This window comes from Candidatus Methanoperedens sp. (assembly GCA_027460535.1).
In the GTDB taxonomy this organism is placed as follows: Archaea; Halobacteriota; Methanosarcinia; order Methanosarcinales; family Methanoperedenaceae; genus Methanoperedens.
Genome location: JAPZAR010000007.1, coordinates 1 through 16627, shown reverse-complemented (window position 1 = coordinate 16627; position 16627 = coordinate 1). Strand labels below are relative to the sequence as shown.

Genomic DNA, 16627 nt, shown 5'->3' with positions numbered 1-16627 from the left:
ACGGAGGGAGGACGATGTTATTTTGGAATGCCAGAGTTAATCCCTGCCTCTCCTGGGAATTTTCAAATATGAGTAGCTTTTTAACCCAAAGATATTTCTTATAAATCGTATGTTTCATCCTTTGTCTGTCATAAATGCAATATAGGATTAGAAACATGGTGAATTATTATGGTGTTGAACCTGTTTGACATAGCTATCTGGTGGCTGGCTTTAGAGATCATCGGACTAATTGCTCTTCCCATTGCCGCACACGTGGGCTCAAATCTGAAAGATAGGGGATATTCCATTTCAAAACCACTTGGATTACTGCTCCTGACATATATCAGCTGGATAATATCTGTTCTTGGTTTCAGATATTCTTCTTTTTCGGTTCTATTTTCGGCAGTGATCGTAGCCGCATGTTCTTGCATCATTTTCTGGAAGAAAATGCCGCTTTTTGTTGAAAAAAAATATATCATCAAATTTGAATTATTGTTTTTGATCGCGTTTGCCATCTTTTCCGCTATCCGTGCTTACAGCCCTGATATTTACTGGACTGGAGGGGAGAAGTTCATGGATATGACTTTCATAAATAATCTTCTCAGGACTTCGCAATTCCCACCTTCCGACCCATGGATGTCGGGGACAACGGTCCCCTATTATTATTTCGGGTATCTCATCGTAGCGAATATGATCAAAATAACAGGGATTCTGCCATCCACAGCTTTCAATCTTGCCACCGCGTCTTTTTTTGCGCTGTCCCTTACAACAGCATTCGGTATCGGATATGCTCTCACCGAAAGAATTCGTTACGGGATTATAACAGCTTTCCTTGTGGCAATTGCAGGAAATCTTGTGGGTTTTTTTCAATTGATGGACATCCTGCGCAGAGGAGATGTGGTATCTAATATCTTAAAGTTCAACTACTGGACGAGCTCACGTGTAATACCTGATACTATCAATGAATTTCCCTTCTTTAGTTTTCTCCAGGGGGATGTCCATGCCCATATGATATCAATAAGTTTTCAGCTATTAATTGTTCTCCTTTTGATGAGTATCTTCAAATCCCGGGCTATGGATGCGGTTTCGATATTTATTCTCGGATTATCTATTGGTTTCCTGTACCCGCTTAATTCCTGGGACTATCCTGTGTATCTGGTTGTCGCGATCGTTGTCCTGGCTTTTAAATTTTACCTTGACTTTTTGTCCTCAAGAGCATTAAAAAAAGAGCTCTTAAAACCGATTTTAATAGTTGGCACCTTAACTGTCCTGAGTTATCTATTGTACATGCCGTATCATCTTTCTTATGGATTCGATCGGATAATCTCTTATATTCCTTCGGGAAGGACCAACCTGTTATTCTATCTTGCCATCTATGGGTTATTCCTTTACATTATATCCCGATTTGTCCTGTCAAAATCCAAAAAGTTCCATATGAAACCTGTAAATCTATTGGTCCCTATGGTTTTGATTTTAGTTCTGTCGGTGCTATTGAAGTTTGAATTATTGATTTTACTTCTTCCTCTCCTTGTTCTGTCAGTAGAATCACTGTTAAAAGAAAGAGATGAGAACCATGCCTTTGTGCTCATCTTAATTATAGCAGGCATTCTGATATCGTTTTTCTGCGAGCTTTTTTACATCCAGGACGCACTTGGAAAAGGCAACCCGGCCTATATTCGCCTTAATACGGTCTTCAAATTCTATCTCCAGAACTGGATCTTGTGGGGAATTTCAGCAGGAATGATTCTATTCCAGTACAGGGATTCTTTTTCCAGAAAAAAGACGTGGGGCATCGTGGCTACGCTCCTTATTCTGATGGTTTCCGTATATCCGGTTTTTGCCACTATAGGAAAATCCGGCGCCTTTGGCGCCGAGCCGACCCTCGATGGGGAAGCATGGGTAAAAAAACAGCATCCTCAGGAATACATGGCGATCCTGTGGTTTCGGAATTTGAGCGGACAGCCGGTAGTTTTGCAGGCGCCGGGGGAACTGTATCAATGGAATACCTATGTGACCGCATTTACCGGTCTTCCAACGGTGATAGGCTGGGGTGGGCATGAGCTTAACTGGAGACTGGACTCAAAAGAGGTCAACGCCCGATGGTCAGATGCCAATACCATGTACACCTCTCTCAGTTTAGAGGATGTCGGTATGCTTCTGCAAAAATATAATGTATCATATGTTTACTTCGGAGAAGCCGAGGCGAATAGATACAGAAGTCCGAGGCTGTACGAGTCGCATCCGGAGAGATTTGAAAAGGTATTCGAGTATGGGGATGCGGTCGTTTATAAAGTGAAATCATATCCGGGGTAGCACATAATTAACTTTTGCATAGCTATGGGTGTTGGGAAGTCAGATAGACATTTAGGACTCAAATGATCAAGCTACGTCGATCAAGGTGCATCCGGCATGCCTGCGGATTTCATACCGTTAAATCTTTTTACTAATAAGTTATGCAAGTGGAAGGAGTTATGGATGAAAGAAAGGTATAACCCGCACGAAATAGAGGAAAAATGGCATTTAATGTGGGCCCGGGCAAAAATATTCGAGCCTGAACCGGATGACAGGGAGAAATTCTTCATCACGATCCCATATCCCTATTTGAACGGGAACCTTCATGCAGGCCATACCAGGACATTCACTATCGGCGACGTGATCGCTCGGTACAAAAGGATGCGGGGCAAGAACGTCCTGTTCCCCATGGGTTTTCATGCCACGGGAACCCCGATTGTGGGTCTGGCAGAACAGATCCAAAAAAAAGACCCTGAGACAATAAGGGTTTACAATAAGCTTCATGAGATCCCGCTCGAGGTCCTGGATACAATCCAGACACCTGAGCAAATAGTGGAGTATTTCGCTAGGGAAGCCGAAGCCGCAATGAAAAGCATAGGATTTTCGATCGACTGGCGAAGAAGATTTACGACCACAGATCCTCATTATAAAAAATTCATCACATGGCAATTCAACCTTCTTCGGGACAAGAACAGGGTGGTAAGAGGTGCGCATCCGGTTCGGTGGTGCCCGAATGACGAAAATCCTGTGGAGGACCATGACATACTGAGAGGGGAGGATGCCACAATAATTGACTATACTCTTATAAAATTCAGGCTCGATGGGGATATCCTGCCATGCGCCACACTTCGTCCCGAAACAGTATTCGGGGTCACGAACCTGTGGGTAAATCCAAAAATAGTCCATGTGAGAGTCAAGGTGAACAGCGAGATATGGATAGTCAGCAAGGAAGCCTATGAAAAACTCAAGTTCACAGATAAAAAAGTTGAACTCATGGGTGATATAATCGGCGAGGACCTGATAGGAAAGAAAGTGAAAAATCCTGTGACCGGGTCTTCCGTTTTGATCCTTCCTGCATCCTTCGTTAACCCCGAGAACGGGAGCGGCATCGTCATGAGCGTTCCGGCGCATGCGCCATATGATTATCTTGCCCTGCGCGATCTGAAAGGCGCGGACCTGACGAAATATGGCATCGAGGATGATGTCTCAGGGATACCGCTCATTTCCCTGATCAAAGTGGCGGAGTACGGTAAGTATCCTGCGGTTGACGCGGTCACTGAACTGAAAGTGAAAGACCAGAACGATCCAAGAGCAGAAGAAGCTACAAAACTTGTATACAGGCGGGAATTCCATGGGGGTGTGCTGACCGGGACAACCGGAAAGTATGCCGGCATGGCGGTTTCGAAAATAAAAGACGTCCTGACACACGACCTGATAGCCGGCGGCTTCGCTGATGTCTTCTACGAATTCAGTGAGCAACCGGTAATATGCAGATGTGGTGCCAGATGTGTTATAAAAATGGTGGAAAACCAGTGGTTCTTGAATTATTCAGACCTGTCATGGAAGGAACAGGTTTACAAATGCCTAGGGAAGATGCAGATAATCCCGCCTGAAATGAGAGCGGACTTTGAAAACAAAGTGGACTGGTTGAAGGACAAAGCCTGCGCAAGAAAAAAAGGGCTGGGTACGAGACTTCCCTGGGACAAGGAGTGGATGATCGAATCCCTCGGGGATTCAACAATATATATGAGTTATTATATTATCGTTAAGTACCTTGATAAATTTGAACCTGAACAGCTAAAGGAAGAGTTCTTCAATTATTGCCTGCTCGGATCGGGTTCTCCCGAAGAAACTGCTGCAAGAACAGGAATAGCTATTGAAGTCATTAAAAGTATCAGGTCTGATTTTGAATATTGGTATCCTGTGGACCTTCGCACATCGGGCAAAGACTTGATCCCGAACCATCTTTTGTTTTTCCTGTTCCATCATGTTGCCATATTCCCTGAGATTTACTGGCCCCGTGCCATAGCTATCAATGGTTTTGTCTCACTTGAGGGGCAGAAGATGAGTAAATCCAAGGGACCTTTGCTCACATTGAAATCCGCTGTGAAAGAATACGGCGCCGATATAACCCGCCTTTATATCCTGAGCACGGCTGAGCACGTTCAGGATGCGGACTGGCGGTCTGCAGATGTGGAATCCACGCGGAAACAGGTTGAAAGATTCTATAAGATGGCATACGATATTGTCAATACAAAAGATACCGGGGAGCTAAAATTCATTGATAAGTGGATGTTAAGCAAACTGCAGTACAGGATACAGGAAACCACCGATGCTCTTGATAAAATGCAGACGCGCAGAGCGGTACAGAATGCTTTCTATCTTCTCATGAACGATATGAAATGGTATGAGCGCCGGGGGGGAAGTGCAGCCAGGAAACGGGTTCTTGACACCTGGATAAGGTTGATGGCACCTTTCACGCCTCACATATGCGATGAAATTGAAGAAGAATCAGGCGGGAAATTCATATCATTGGCAAATTATCCAGAAGCAGATCCATCGCTAATTGATAAGGGCGCAGAACTTGCAGAAGAGATAACAAACAACACCCTCAAAGATATGGAAGAAATAATCCGCCTTATTAAGATAAAACCAAAAAGGATAGTATTGTACACAGCAGCATCATGGAAAAAAGCCGTCCTTAAAAGAGCCATATTGATGAAAAAACAAAAAGCTCTTGATATGAAAAGCCTCATGAATGCTCTAATGAGCGACACTTCGATACGGGCTTATGCGAAGGAGATACCGAAATTTGCGCAGAAAGTGATTAACGATATCCAGGGTATGGATGCGGAATTGATGAATTCATTGATCGATGTGGATTTTGATGAGATTTCCGCTTTGAATGAAGCAATGGAATTTCTGAGCCGGGCCGTTGATTGTAACATAGATATCTACAGCGCCGATGCCCCGGAATACGATCCGCAGGGGAAAAGCCGTTTTGCATCGCCTATGAGACCTGCTATTTACATTGAATAGACAGACAAGAGCAAAAAATCCAATGCTTAGAATTGTGTCACTAGACCAATATTAGTGCTAAGATTACAGTTGGTATCCATTCACCGTCTATTATTAGATCTAAAGATTTCCCTATTATTATGCCTTCTCTAAAAAAAGACAGGATATACCAGTATCCATAAAGGATGAAGAAAACTAGAACGATATAATGGCCAAGGAAAAATCCGTTTATATAGGAAAAAGCGAGCCATGGCAGGAGCGTTGAATTAAGAAGAACCACCAGGATTTTCGTTTTGCGCATCCCCAAGACTACAGGAATTGTTTTCACTCCGCTAATCCTATCACCTTCAATGTCCCTAACATCGGATGCAATAGAACCAATAAATACACGGATGTAAAAGAAATAAAAGATAAAAGAAATTACAGTGAAATTACTAGAATGGACTGTCACGGGTAAAAAAGTCCCTATTACAGCCCATGATACTGCAACTGTGATATTTTTTATTCCAACAATGTCTTTTAATCTGAAATTTGATATCTTAATACTATAGAAAATACCCATCAAAAAAGGAAAGATCATTATAAGAAGGGCAAAAGGACTCTGTAGAAGTGATATGGTGATTGAAGCAACGAAAGATGCCATTATAGCAAAAATAATAAAATTCTTATATTTTTCAACGAATCTCACCCTTTCCGGCACATTTATAGAATCCTCTTTAATGTCTGATAATTTATTCAGACTATAGATGGCAAAAATGCACAGGGAAGAAGCTACAAGTAAGTTAAAATTAGGCCTTACGTTGAGGAGCAAAAAAGAAAAATAAGGTAGTAGAAAGGCTGTTATTGCGATAAATATAGAACTCTTCATCAAAAAAGATGTAAATTTATAAAAAGATACTTTTATATGTTTTATAATTTTTTTTTTTCAAAAGACAAATCTTTCTTTTTCGTTTCTAATATCTTGATTTTATGCAGCCCTGAAAAATTACTATTTTCATTTGATAACATTATAGTCTTACCTCCAGCGTTAAGTTAATGACTGTTGATTTTTCATAACCCTATTAAAAAAGAATAAAATTATATTATTTATAAAAATACTAAAATAGCGGCATCAGCCGTAAAGCTTGCATTTTCTGCTTTCTGTAAACTAACGAAGATACATGCATTGTAATATTTCATAAAAATCCAGAATGTATCACATCTCCATTTGTTCAATGTGTTATACAATATTTTCTCAGGTTTGAGGGAAGTCTATGATTTATTTTTTGGAATGTGCAAAATCTTTTGGTGGCAAATTTCGCTTAAAGTAACTTTTGCATTCTTGGCATGCTTTGCGGTGCAGGATTTTCCACCGCGGAGGGCGCAAAGTACGCAAAGGATTTGCTGAACACCAAACTTTTTTACAGTCCCTGTTTTTGGAAGGTTTTATACATAACGACATAAGTAATTACTCGTAATTGAAATTATTTTTGGTATGTATTAACCGCAGATGAACGCAGATAAATGCAGATGCGTAGCAGAAAATCCGCATTCATTTGGTTTTTTCTGCGGTTCTATTTTTGACTGATTGCATAAGCAATTATTTATGACTCTGTGTATAGTATTATTTGGATATCGGCTTGAGCAATTCCCACAAGGAAATAATATCTTCACTAAACAGTCAAAAATTTTATTTAGTAATATTTCAGCGCAGAGGACTACACAACCCTTTCAGATAATTGTAGCAAATCTTCAAATAATTCTCTTCCCCATTCAATCGCTTCCTTATTGTAACTTATTAGATCGTTGCCATAATCATATGTGCCATCGATATGAAAAAATCCAATCGATAGGAAATAATCAGTAACAGTGAAAGCTACCTTTGCATTTTCTTTTATTATATATAATTTAAATTTAATATCCTTCTGAGTCAACAATTTTTTCAAAACTTCTTTATCTAATTTTTCTTTTATTTCTCTTGTTAATAAAAGTTGGATTTCAACATTTTTCTCGAATACAAGCATTTCAAGGAGTGAACCAAATTCTGGAATAAAAAAAGGAGAAAAGCCTCTAATCTCTTTAGCATTAGTTAAAAGGTTGATAAAATTTGAGTGGACTTTAAAAATATCGATCTCAGTGTTTTTAACAAGAACAGAATCTTTTAACCATCCAATCTTTTCCATCATATACTCAGGAATTCCGCTCAGGTCATGCTCAAGCCAGAACCTTTCATGTTCTTTCATGACTTCTGCAGCATTGCTGAAATCCAGTAGTTTCAGGACCACCATCCTTCCGATATTCGTGAGCGCATAACTCTTATCTTTCTCCTGGAAAACAAGGTTATTCTTTTCAAGTTCCTTCAATGCATGTATAGCAGTTGTAGAACTTATGTTCAGACAATCTCTGAATTCCCAAAGGGATTTTTTCCCCTCCTTCAAATTGACAAGGAGATTCCTTCGCAGATCGGAGCAAACTGCAAGACGGAGCATATCGCGGGTTGCTATTTTCTTGCCTGTCCACGCTTCATTTTCATACATATTCTCTTGTCTTCCGCTCCTTATCACAACTATTATCAACATATACATTTCTTGCATATATAGTTAAAGATTTAAAATATTGCCAATTTTAGGCAATGTTGCCAAAGAAAATGACAAACTTCATATATTCCCAAACCATAAACACTATTTAATGGGATTTAATGACAAATTTATCGAATTATACACATTTGATTACGCCGGAAAATGAATTGTTCATATATAAATATAGTGTTTGTAAAATAATAAGGTGAAAATGACGACAACAGAGTCGCTTGAGAAAGTCTTAAATAATCTCAGGAGTATTGGTGGGGTTGAAGCATCTGCTATTGCAAGCAGGGATGGCTTGCTTATACATTCAACGTTGCCCAGAAAATACCATGCGGATACATTTGCGGCAATGTCGGCTACAATGCTGGGGGCAGCAGAAACCGCAACAACAGAGCTTGGTAAAGGCATCCCGGACAGGATAATCGTGGAATCAAAATATGGGAAAATAATTGTAACAGGGGCAGGGTCAAAAGCAATACTCATAGTGATGGCCGAACCCGATGCGGGTCTTGGATTAATTCTGGTCGAGGTGGCAAAGCTATCTGGAAAAATAAAAGAAATCCTGGGGTGAGAACATAAAGCAGGTTGCTACCGGAGTTAGCGGTCTGGACAAAGTGCTGGATGGAGGATTCCTCAGGCCGTCAATCATATTAATAGCGGGTTCAGCCGGGACAGGAAAAACTACCTTTGTAATGCAATCCCTCTTCAACGCCGCAAAAAATGAGGAGATCTGCATGTATATAACAGCACTTTCAGAGCCTCTAGCCATGATAAATAATTTCATGTCCAGATTCTCGTTTTACAACATTTCATTACTGGGAGAAGGCAACGTAAAGTATGTACCTATCGGGATTGAAACTATCCGCAAGGGCCCGGAAGCTATCATAAAAGAAATGGAGAAGAACATTGAGACGATCAAGCCCGACAGGATTGTTATCGATCCTGTGAATGTGTTTACCATAGAACAGGATGTAGAATCCCAGCGCCAGTTCTATTACGATTTTTTCACGAGCATGAAGGAATGGAATTCCCTTGTTATATTGACAGGCGAGTTTACATCGGATGAGCTTGTTAAAAGCACACTGAGTTATCTTGTTGACGGCGTCATTCATATCAGCTATGAACCTTCCTACGACAGGAACATTCGTTACCTCAATGTCCTGAAGATGAGAGGGCAGGAATTTCACGGAGGAAAACATTCGTGTAAAATAACCAGAGACGGATTCGAGGTATTTCCTCGGTTACCCTCAGAGGGAAAAGAGTCCATAATAAAAGAAAGGTTATCCACGGGGATCAAAGGACTGAACCAGATGACCGGCGGCGGTTTTAACCGTGGTTCGTCAGTCTTGCTTTCAGGTTCGAGCGGAACTGGCAAGACGACAATCGGGACGCAATTCATTATCGAGGGTTTATCTAAAAAAGAACCGGCTGTTATAGTTTCCTTTGAAGAGGATGCAGTCCAGATACGTGAAAATGCAAAAATATTTGGGTGGAATCTGGATGAATTTGAAAACAAGAACCTGCTAAGGATAATTTCTGCACTGGATTTCGATGTCCATGAACTGGCAATTCTTGTCCAGAGAACTGTCGAAGAAATAAATGCCAGACGTTTGCTGTTCGATGGGACAGGCCGACTAGAACGCATGTTGCCGCAATATACTCCATTGCCTGAGTATATGGATAATATGGTCAATTATCTCAAAAATAAAAATATCACGGCAGTATACACGAACGAGACTTCAAACCTTACAGGGGTGACACAGATAACGGGCATAGGTATTTCCCCGATCATGGACGTTGTTATTTTATTGCGGTATGTAGAGATAAAAAGTGAGATGCGAAAGGCAGTATCTGTACTCAAGATGAGAGGCAGCAATCATGATAAAGAGATTCGAGAGCTCATTATTACTGAAAAAGGCGTTGAGATAAGACTGCCTTTTATTGAATATTCAGGTATCCTGTCAGGCAATCCGACAAAGACGCCTTCTGAAGCTTTCGTAGAGGCTTTCAAGAAATAAATTTTTATGGCAGATTTGATTTTATTCCAACAAATCGTTGAAATATACCTTTGGATTGTAGCTGCTCTTATTATGATTTTTGTGGCGGCAATAGCCAAGTTTTATCAAAATAAATTCGGCATAAAAACGTTTTATTATTTCTATATCGTTCCTATAATTGTTCTTTTTGCTGCAGCTGCGCAATTTTATTATCATAATATGTTTTTATCAGAATTTATGGAATTTACGGGGTCGGTTGCTTCCTTTCTGGCAAGCTATTACCTGTTTAGAATAATGGTGGGTGTAAAAAAATGAACTTTAATATGGAACCGATGGATGCAATATCATATTTTTTGTTAACCTTGATCCTTTATTTTTTAAGCACTCTCAGTAAAAGACTGGGTGATGTTATGGGAATGAAAAAGTATTACTATATTTATTATGCAGGCATGCTTTTTACAGCACTCAGTTCTATTATGAGTTTATTGTCGGGTGAAAATATTATTTTTATTAAATATCTTTTTTTAGCAACAGGTCTAACCCTTGGACTTGCAGCCACGATAAAATATTGGGGATGGCTAATTAAAGAAATCATTAAAGGATAGTGACTGATACTTTTCTCAGATTCATAGAGCATATCATGGACTAATCAAGAGGTAGTGCTTTTTTCAATATTCACAAAGTGGTTACCTAAGTATTTATTAAGGATAAGGAATGTTCCTGCCCCAGATCAAAGATTAGTTAATTAAAGGACTCATTAGATAATGTCAATGCAGACCGTGTATTTGATCATCCTAATCCTGCTGGCAATGACTGGCTGCATCGATAAGCACGAAAAGGTCCACCTTAGTATTGTTCAAATGCCAGGCGTCAGATATAAATGACAGCGCTTATGATTCCATAAGGGAAATGAGGAAACGAATCAAATGAAAAGCTTGCGGTTCAGGATTATTATTTCAACATTAGCAATAATATTCTTAATAATAACCGGGTCCTATCTGGTGATACAGGATACTCAAACCAGCATATTTGAGAAAGAGTTCCGGGATAAAGGATATTTGCTATCCAACCATCTGGCACTGGAAATCGGGACCCCTTTGCTTGCTAATGATCTAATAGAAGTGAGAAAATCTGTTGATGATCTGAAGAATAGCTATCCTGATATCGAGTATGTTTTCATTACAGATTCACGGGGGATTGTCCTTGTTCACACGTTTGAGGGAGGGTTCCCAAAGGTGCTTCAAAATAATACCAACCCTAAAAATTCCTTGAATGAATCTGTATTCGAAACGGACAGAGGGATCATCCACGAATTCGATGCACCTGTCGAGAACTTAGGTTACGTTCATGTGGGCATTTCAGAAAACAGGGTAAGAGCTCAAATCCAGGAAGCATCATGGAAACTCCTCCTGCTGGCCAGTGCTGCAATGTTTATGGGGGGATTATTTACATTCTACATCGGAAGAAGGTTAACGGATCCCATCATGGCGCTAAAAGAAGGGGCGAACAGGATAAATAAAGGTATTCTTGATCAGAAAATAGATATCAGAACAGGCGACGAACTGGGAGAACTGGCCAGGACGTTTAATGATATGGCCATGAACCTGAATCAGAAGATAGGTGATCTGATAGCTTCAAAGGAGCAGACAGAGAAGGCACAAAATTATCTTGAGACTTTGTTTGACAGCATCGATGATGGAATTTTTGTTATTGATCCAGATCACGAAATTGTTAAGGTGAATAAATCCTCTCTAAAAATGATAGGATTGATGGAAGAGCAGGTCAGGGGAAAAAAATGCCATGAAATTCTTTTCGGGAATGCAAAACAAATGAGGGAGAGGGATGAATGCCCCATTGATACATTGCTCCGGACAAAGAGTCCTGTAAGGTTCGTGCATGAAATGGAAATCAATGCGACCAAAAAGATCCTGGAGATAAATGCATCGCCGTTCATTGATAAAAATAATATCACAAATATAATTTTAGTATTAAGGGATGTGACGCAGAAAAAAAAGCTTGAAGAAGAGATTATCGCCCGGAACAGGGAACTCATGATACTTAACGATATCTCAAAAAACATAAACGACACATTTGACATTGATAAACTTTTATTAAAGTCACTTGATAATTTATTGAAACTCACTAGTATGGAAAGCGGATATATATATCTTCGGAATGAAAAGTCCGGGGAATATTCACTAAAAGCGCATACCGGGACTGAAGAAAGGAACTCGGTCAATCCGGATTTTAGAGAGTTCTCCATGAAAGATAGAGCTGAGATAAAAGCAGATGGGAGCGGGAAAAATATATTCATACCCCTTAAATCTAAAGATAAAATGCTCGGGATCATTACGCTTGCTAGCACAGAACCCCGTTATTTTTCAAATAGGGATTTGGAATTTTTCTCGGCAATCGGCAACCAGATCGGAGTGGTAATAGAGAATATCCTTTTTTATAACAATATAAGATATTTGAATGAATTTAACGAAGAGATCCTGAATAATGTTAACCTGGCGATACATGTTGTTGATAGAGACATGAAAATCCTGGCAGTCAACAACGAGCTGCTGAAATTCGGCAGAGGCAGGATAAGAAAAGAGAAAATTGTAAATAGAAACCTTTTTGAAGCCTTCCCGTTCCTGAAAGAAAAACAAACCGATAAAGAATATGAATATGTCATGAAAACGGGGGAGATTTTCATGAGCGATGAAAGAACCGAATATTATCATGATGTCATTTACACAAGTACCTCCAAGATCCCCATTAAAGATAAGAATGGTACTGTTGAAAAGATCATAACGGTCATAAAGGACGTATCTGAACAGAAAAGGCTTGAAGAGGAACTCAGGGATTCTTATGAGGAGCTTCGCCTGACGTATTCTAAACTCAAAGAACTTTACCGGATAAAAGATAATTTTCTTTCAAATATTTCATATGAACTGAAAACTCCTCTAACATCCATAATGGGGTATACGGAACTGATTCTTGAAGAAAATATGACCCGGGAGCAGCGCCATAAATTTGAAGCAATACTCCGAAATTCAAAAAGGTTATCCAATTTAATAAATATGCTTCTTGACACAACACTTATCGAATCCAGGAATCTTGAGCTCGACATGCAATTGTTATCTATTCGTGACCTTGCCCTTGAGGTCGCAGAGGATATGAAGACCATGGCGGCTATCAAAAATATACCGGTGTATATCGATGTCCCTCCTGTGATGATCAAGGGTGACAGGGAGAGGCTGGCGCAGGTATTGTCAAATATAATGGACAATGCGATCAAATTCACAATCAAAGGTGAGATAAGATTATCAGCCTCGGAAGAAAATGAAAACATACACATAAAGATCAGCGATACGGGCATCGGCATTCCAGAGGATAAACTTGAGCTGATATTTGACAGGTTCTACCAGTCCGAGCTGGCGCATGAGAGTAGATTCGGCGGTACTGGACTGGGTTTATGGATCTCAAAGAATATTGTGGAAGCTCATGGGGGGAAGATCTGGGCGGAAAGTAAAAATATAGGAAGCACGTTTCATATTTTATTACCAGGATTGAGAGCGAATGACCAACAAGGCATCGGATAAGAAAGTATTGATAGTGGACGATGAACCAGATACACTCGAGCTTGTCAAATTAGTGCTCGAGAGTGGCGGTTTTAAAACGGACATAGCCACGAACGGAAAGGATGCGCTGACCATGATAGCTGCTTCAAAGCCTGATTTAGTGCTTCTTGACATAATGATGCCTGATATGGACGGGTGGGATGTTTTCAGGAAGATAAAAGAACAAGTACCGGGTATTCCGGTTGCTATTTTGACAGCCAAAGCGCAAAATATCGATAAGCTGCTTGGATTACATGTATTAAAGGCTGATGATTATATAACAAAACCTTTTGGAAAGAATGAATTAATAGGTAAAGTTAAGAAATTGACGGGTTTAACGTAAATGACCATAAATTAAAATAACACCTTAAAACAATGGAGAACTCATGCAAGAAACGAAATTTATAATCCCGTTCTATACTCAGGAACGATGGCAAAACTGGATAAATAAAGTAAAGGAAAGCGGTTTTAAGCTGGACGACGAGGAGAAAGGGGCAGTTTTCGTATATATGGAAGACGATGTGGTTCTTGCGTGTTTGAAGATAATTGCGAAATTCGATAAGAACGTCATCTCCAGAGATGATGCACTGAAATACCTGTCAGAGATCAAGGAAATTGTCCTCTACAAGATCGAACCCATAAGCGAAGATATTGATATTATGCTTGAATCAACGCAGTTGTCCCTGATGGGTGTTTTTGCTTCATGCGAATGTTATGTGGAGAAGGCTTTTGAAAAAACAAAAACCCTTGGCAAGCTCATAAAAAGCGCAATCCAGGCGGAGAAAGAGGAAAATATGGGAGCTGCGCTCGGCAATATCGCGGAAATAGGTGCGAACCTCCTCGCAGGCGGGAAGCTCAAAGAAAAGGATATGGAAGATGTCCCGGAAGGGCTTGTGGCTGAATGGCTCGATGGGATAGACTCTATCAGTGCTGCAATGGTTGGAGATACAAGTTATCGTGACGATGAGCCGGATTCAGGCGATTAGGATAAGAACCGCAGATAAACAAGACGAAAGTAGATTTGTCCATTCTTTTAAGTTGCGGTCATTATGCTTTCAATGGCGATCATAAATTAAAATTGATGATGATTCAATATGCTGATCCACGATATTTTAGGTATTAAAAGCCAGGAGGACGTCTACTTTGTTGAAGAAAGCTACCCGTCTTTAAAAAATAATACATTATCGCTACAATATCTTGAGAACATCCAGAAAGACCCTCTGGCAAAGATCCAGGGAATTCAGGATGAGAACGGGAACATTATCGGGTTAGCCCTGAATAATCCTGAAACAGAAGATTCGCCCGGGTTCCTTGCGATATTCACGAACCTTGTTTCATCAATACCTGTTCCAAATGAAAGCAGCATGCTATTTTCCAGCGTTGCGAAAAATCTAAAGCTCAATGAGATATACAACACCACATGCGCGAAATTTAGTGAAGCGATAATTGAATATTATTCCAAAGCTCTGGTGAGCAGGCAGCTCTGCGAAAACTGCCTCATATCCAAAGAACCCTACGAAATGGTATATATCGAAAGCCGAAATGCCAGATTGAAAGGAATTCTTGATAGATACGAACTCAAAGGAGAGTTGCTTGAGATATGCTGCGGCAACGGCATGTCGACACTTCCCCTTCGAAAGATGGGGTATGATCCACTGGCCATCGATAATGATAAATGCCAGATCTGCCAGGGACTTGAACATAATGTGCTGGACCCAAAAAAGACCATAGTTCTTGATGCAACCAGACTTTCAGAATTTTTCAGGGAGAATACATTTGATACAATCGCAGGCTTCATGCTTGGAACGATATATCCTTTTAACAGGAATATCTGGGAAAAAATGATTGTTGAATCGGTTAAAGTCTTGAAACCGGGAGGAATGATCCTGTTGACCGTAAATAAAAGGGAAGAGATGGAGATCCTGGAAAAGGCTCTTGAGAGAAATCATATCAGCGGGAAGATGATCGATAATACCGATCCTGGAGGCATTTATGACCAGTGGGTATATGTAGGGAATAAATAAGATGCCTCGTGATAGAAGGGATTACTTTTACAGGAAAGCCAAGAAGGAGGGATATCGTTCCCGTGCAGCTTTCAAACTCAAGCAGATAAGCGAGAGGTTTAAACTTATTAAAAAAGGAGATACTGTAGTCGATCTCGGGGCTGCCCCGGGAGGCTGGCTCCAGGTAGCGAAGGAACTCTCAGGCGGGAAAGTGATAGGTGTGGACATCCTTCCTATCGAGGAAATAGAAGGTGTGGAGACAATAAAGGGGGATATACGCCTCGAAGCGACCGTGGAAAAGATCAGGGAAAAAATCAAAAAAGAGGGGGCTGATGCAGTCATTTGCGATGCCGCGCCAAATCTATCCGGGAACTGGAGCTATGACCATGCACGTTCCATCGACCTTGCAACTTCGGCTCTTGAATGCGCAAGGAAAATATTGAAATCGGGTGGGGGATTCGCAGTCAAGGTCTTCCAGGGGGACATGTTCCCGGATTACATGGATAAGGTGCGGAAGCATTTCATCAAGGTACAGGCATTTTCCCCGGAGGCATCGCGTAAGCAGAGCGCCGAGATATATGTTATTGGCAAGCAATTGCTGTCAGGCGCGGTATCTCTAAATGAAGAACACACAGTTACCATCGAAGATATCGGAGCGGACGGGGATGGGATTACAAGGATAAAAGATCTGGTCGTGTTCGTAAAAGGTGCAAGAAAAGGAGAGACGGTCAGGATCAGGATACGGCATGTTAAGCCCAAATTTGCTTTTGGGGAGATCATCGAATGAATTGGAGCAAAAATAGTGACCGTTACATTACAGGTTGGTACAATTAAGGCAATTGGATGGGATCAAACATCCAATCTGGATTAACTCCCACGGAATACATTGTATTCTTATCCCTATTTGGTACAGAAGAATAAAAAACGAAAATTTTTATAAAACTTGTAGGTCGTAAAATTTTCATCATGGCCCCAGAAGAACTGGTCATTTTGGTGAAGATTTAAAAGAGATAATTTCTGATTCCAAGGTGGTTACCAATTCATGAGTTAGCCTTATAAATTTAACTATTTTTTATACTTGCAGCAAAATTTATTATATACATCCCCTCATTAATATTTTAATCACAAATTCCAAAGAGGGGATGTACATTGGAGTTTAATGTAGA

Annotated in this window: 13 protein-coding genes; 11 read left to right on the top strand and 2 right to left on the bottom strand. The window is 40.3% G+C overall.

Annotated features, from left to right (window positions below; translation table 11 throughout):
- Window positions 1-168 precede the first annotated feature (168 nt).
- The gene (locus tag O8C65_01720) at window positions 169-2292 is read left to right on the top strand and encodes a DUF2298 domain-containing protein (GenBank protein MCZ7355627.1); all 2124 of its coding nucleotides are present in this window, start codon (window positions 169-171) and stop codon (window positions 2290-2292) included.
- Window positions 2293-2454: 162 nt separating this feature from the next.
- On the top strand, window positions 2455-5310 hold the full coding sequence (gene leuS, locus O8C65_01715; protein MCZ7355626.1) for a leucine--tRNA ligase: 2856 nt from the start codon (window positions 2455-2457) through the stop codon (window positions 5308-5310).
- Between the two features lie 40 nt (window positions 5311-5350).
- Here the strand turns inward: leuS and O8C65_01710 are convergent, their stop codons facing one another.
- Together O8C65_01710 and O8C65_01705 are read right to left on the bottom strand one after the other, a co-directional pair.
- Window positions 5351-6157: a UbiA family prenyltransferase gene (locus O8C65_01710; GenBank protein MCZ7355625.1), complete on the bottom strand. Its 807-nt coding sequence runs from the start codon at window positions 6155-6157 to the stop codon at window positions 5351-5353.
- 829 nt (window positions 6158-6986) lie between these two features.
- Window positions 6987-7631, bottom strand: coding sequence for a DUF1724 domain-containing protein (locus O8C65_01705; protein MCZ7355624.1), 645 nt, complete (start codon window positions 7629-7631; stop codon window positions 6987-6989).
- 427 nt (window positions 7632-8058) lie between these two features.
- Between O8C65_01705 and O8C65_01700 the strand changes: the two genes are divergently transcribed.
- The 9 genes from O8C65_01700 (at window position 8059) to O8C65_01660 (ending at window position 16248) form a co-directional block, all read left to right on the top strand.
- Window positions 8059-8424 carry a roadblock/LC7 domain-containing protein gene (locus O8C65_01700; GenBank protein ID MCZ7355623.1) on the top strand — a complete coding sequence of 122 codons (366 nt, stop codon included), beginning with the start codon at window positions 8059-8061 and terminating at the stop codon, window positions 8422-8424.
- 4 nt (window positions 8425-8428) lie between these two features.
- On the top strand, window positions 8429-9871 hold the full coding sequence (locus O8C65_01695) for a hypothetical protein (protein MCZ7355622.1): 1443 nt from the start codon (window positions 8429-8431) through the stop codon (window positions 9869-9871).
- A 6-nt stretch (window positions 9872-9877) separates the two neighbouring features.
- Window positions 9878-10165: a hypothetical protein gene (locus O8C65_01690; GenBank protein MCZ7355621.1), complete on the top strand. Its 288-nt coding sequence runs from the start codon at window positions 9878-9880 to the stop codon at window positions 10163-10165.
- Between the two features lie 8 nt (window positions 10166-10173).
- On the top strand, window positions 10174-10455 hold the full coding sequence (locus O8C65_01685; GenBank protein MCZ7355620.1) for a hypothetical protein: 282 nt from the start codon (window positions 10174-10176) through the stop codon (window positions 10453-10455).
- Between the two features lie 321 nt (window positions 10456-10776).
- Entirely contained in the window at window positions 10777-13440 is a 2664-nt protein-coding gene (locus O8C65_01680; protein ID MCZ7355619.1) for an ATP-binding protein, read from the top strand.
- A complete protein-coding gene (locus tag O8C65_01675) occupies window positions 13418-13801 on the top strand; it encodes a response regulator (GenBank protein MCZ7355618.1) in 384 nt (127 codons plus the stop codon). The genes O8C65_01680 and O8C65_01675 overlap by 23 nt, the downstream gene beginning before the upstream one ends.
- Window positions 13802-13844: 43 nt before the next feature.
- Window positions 13845-14444 carry a DUF2150 family protein gene (locus tag O8C65_01670; protein ID MCZ7355617.1) on the top strand — a complete coding sequence of 200 codons (600 nt, stop codon included), beginning with the start codon at window positions 13845-13847 and terminating at the stop codon, window positions 14442-14444.
- A 108-nt stretch (window positions 14445-14552) separates the two neighbouring features.
- A complete protein-coding gene (locus tag O8C65_01665) occupies window positions 14553-15482 on the top strand; it encodes a class I SAM-dependent methyltransferase (protein MCZ7355616.1) in 930 nt (309 codons plus the stop codon).
- Between the two features lies 1 nt (window position 15483).
- Complete coding sequence (locus O8C65_01660) at window positions 15484-16248, top strand: 23S rRNA (uridine(2552)-2'-O)-methyltransferase (GenBank protein ID MCZ7355615.1); 765 nt, start codon at window positions 15484-15486, stop codon at window positions 16246-16248.
- The last annotated feature ends 379 nt before the right edge of the window (window positions 16249-16627 follow it).

Bases quoted from the DNA above. Each gene is read 5' to 3' on its own strand.
- O8C65_01720 (MCZ7355627.1), top strand. From the start codon at position 169: ATGGTGTTGAACCTGTTTGACATAGCTATCTGGTGGCTGGCTTTAGAG.
- leuS (MCZ7355626.1), top strand. From the start codon at position 2,455: ATGAAAGAAAGGTATAACCCGCACGAAATAGAGGAAAAATGGCATTTA.
- O8C65_01710 (MCZ7355625.1), bottom strand. From the start codon at position 6,157: ATGAAGAGTTCTATATTTATCGCAATAACAGCCTTTCTACTACCTTAT.
- O8C65_01700 (MCZ7355623.1), top strand. From the start codon at position 8,059: ATGACGACAACAGAGTCGCTTGAGAAAGTCTTAAATAATCTCAGGAGT.
- O8C65_01690 (MCZ7355621.1), top strand. From the start codon at position 9,878: ATGGCAGATTTGATTTTATTCCAACAAATCGTTGAAATATACCTTTGG.
- O8C65_01685 (MCZ7355620.1), top strand. From the start codon at position 10,174: ATGGAACCGATGGATGCAATATCATATTTTTTGTTAACCTTGATCCTT.
- O8C65_01680 (MCZ7355619.1), top strand. From the start codon at position 10,777: ATGAAAAGCTTGCGGTTCAGGATTATTATTTCAACATTAGCAATAATA.
- O8C65_01675 (MCZ7355618.1), top strand. From the start codon at position 13,418: ATGACCAACAAGGCATCGGATAAGAAAGTATTGATAGTGGACGATGAA.
- O8C65_01670 (MCZ7355617.1), top strand. From the start codon at position 13,845: ATGCAAGAAACGAAATTTATAATCCCGTTCTATACTCAGGAACGATGG.
- O8C65_01665 (MCZ7355616.1), top strand. From the start codon at position 14,553: ATGCTGATCCACGATATTTTAGGTATTAAAAGCCAGGAGGACGTCTAC.
- O8C65_01660 (MCZ7355615.1), top strand. From the start codon at position 15,484: ATGCCTCGTGATAGAAGGGATTACTTTTACAGGAAAGCCAAGAAGGAG.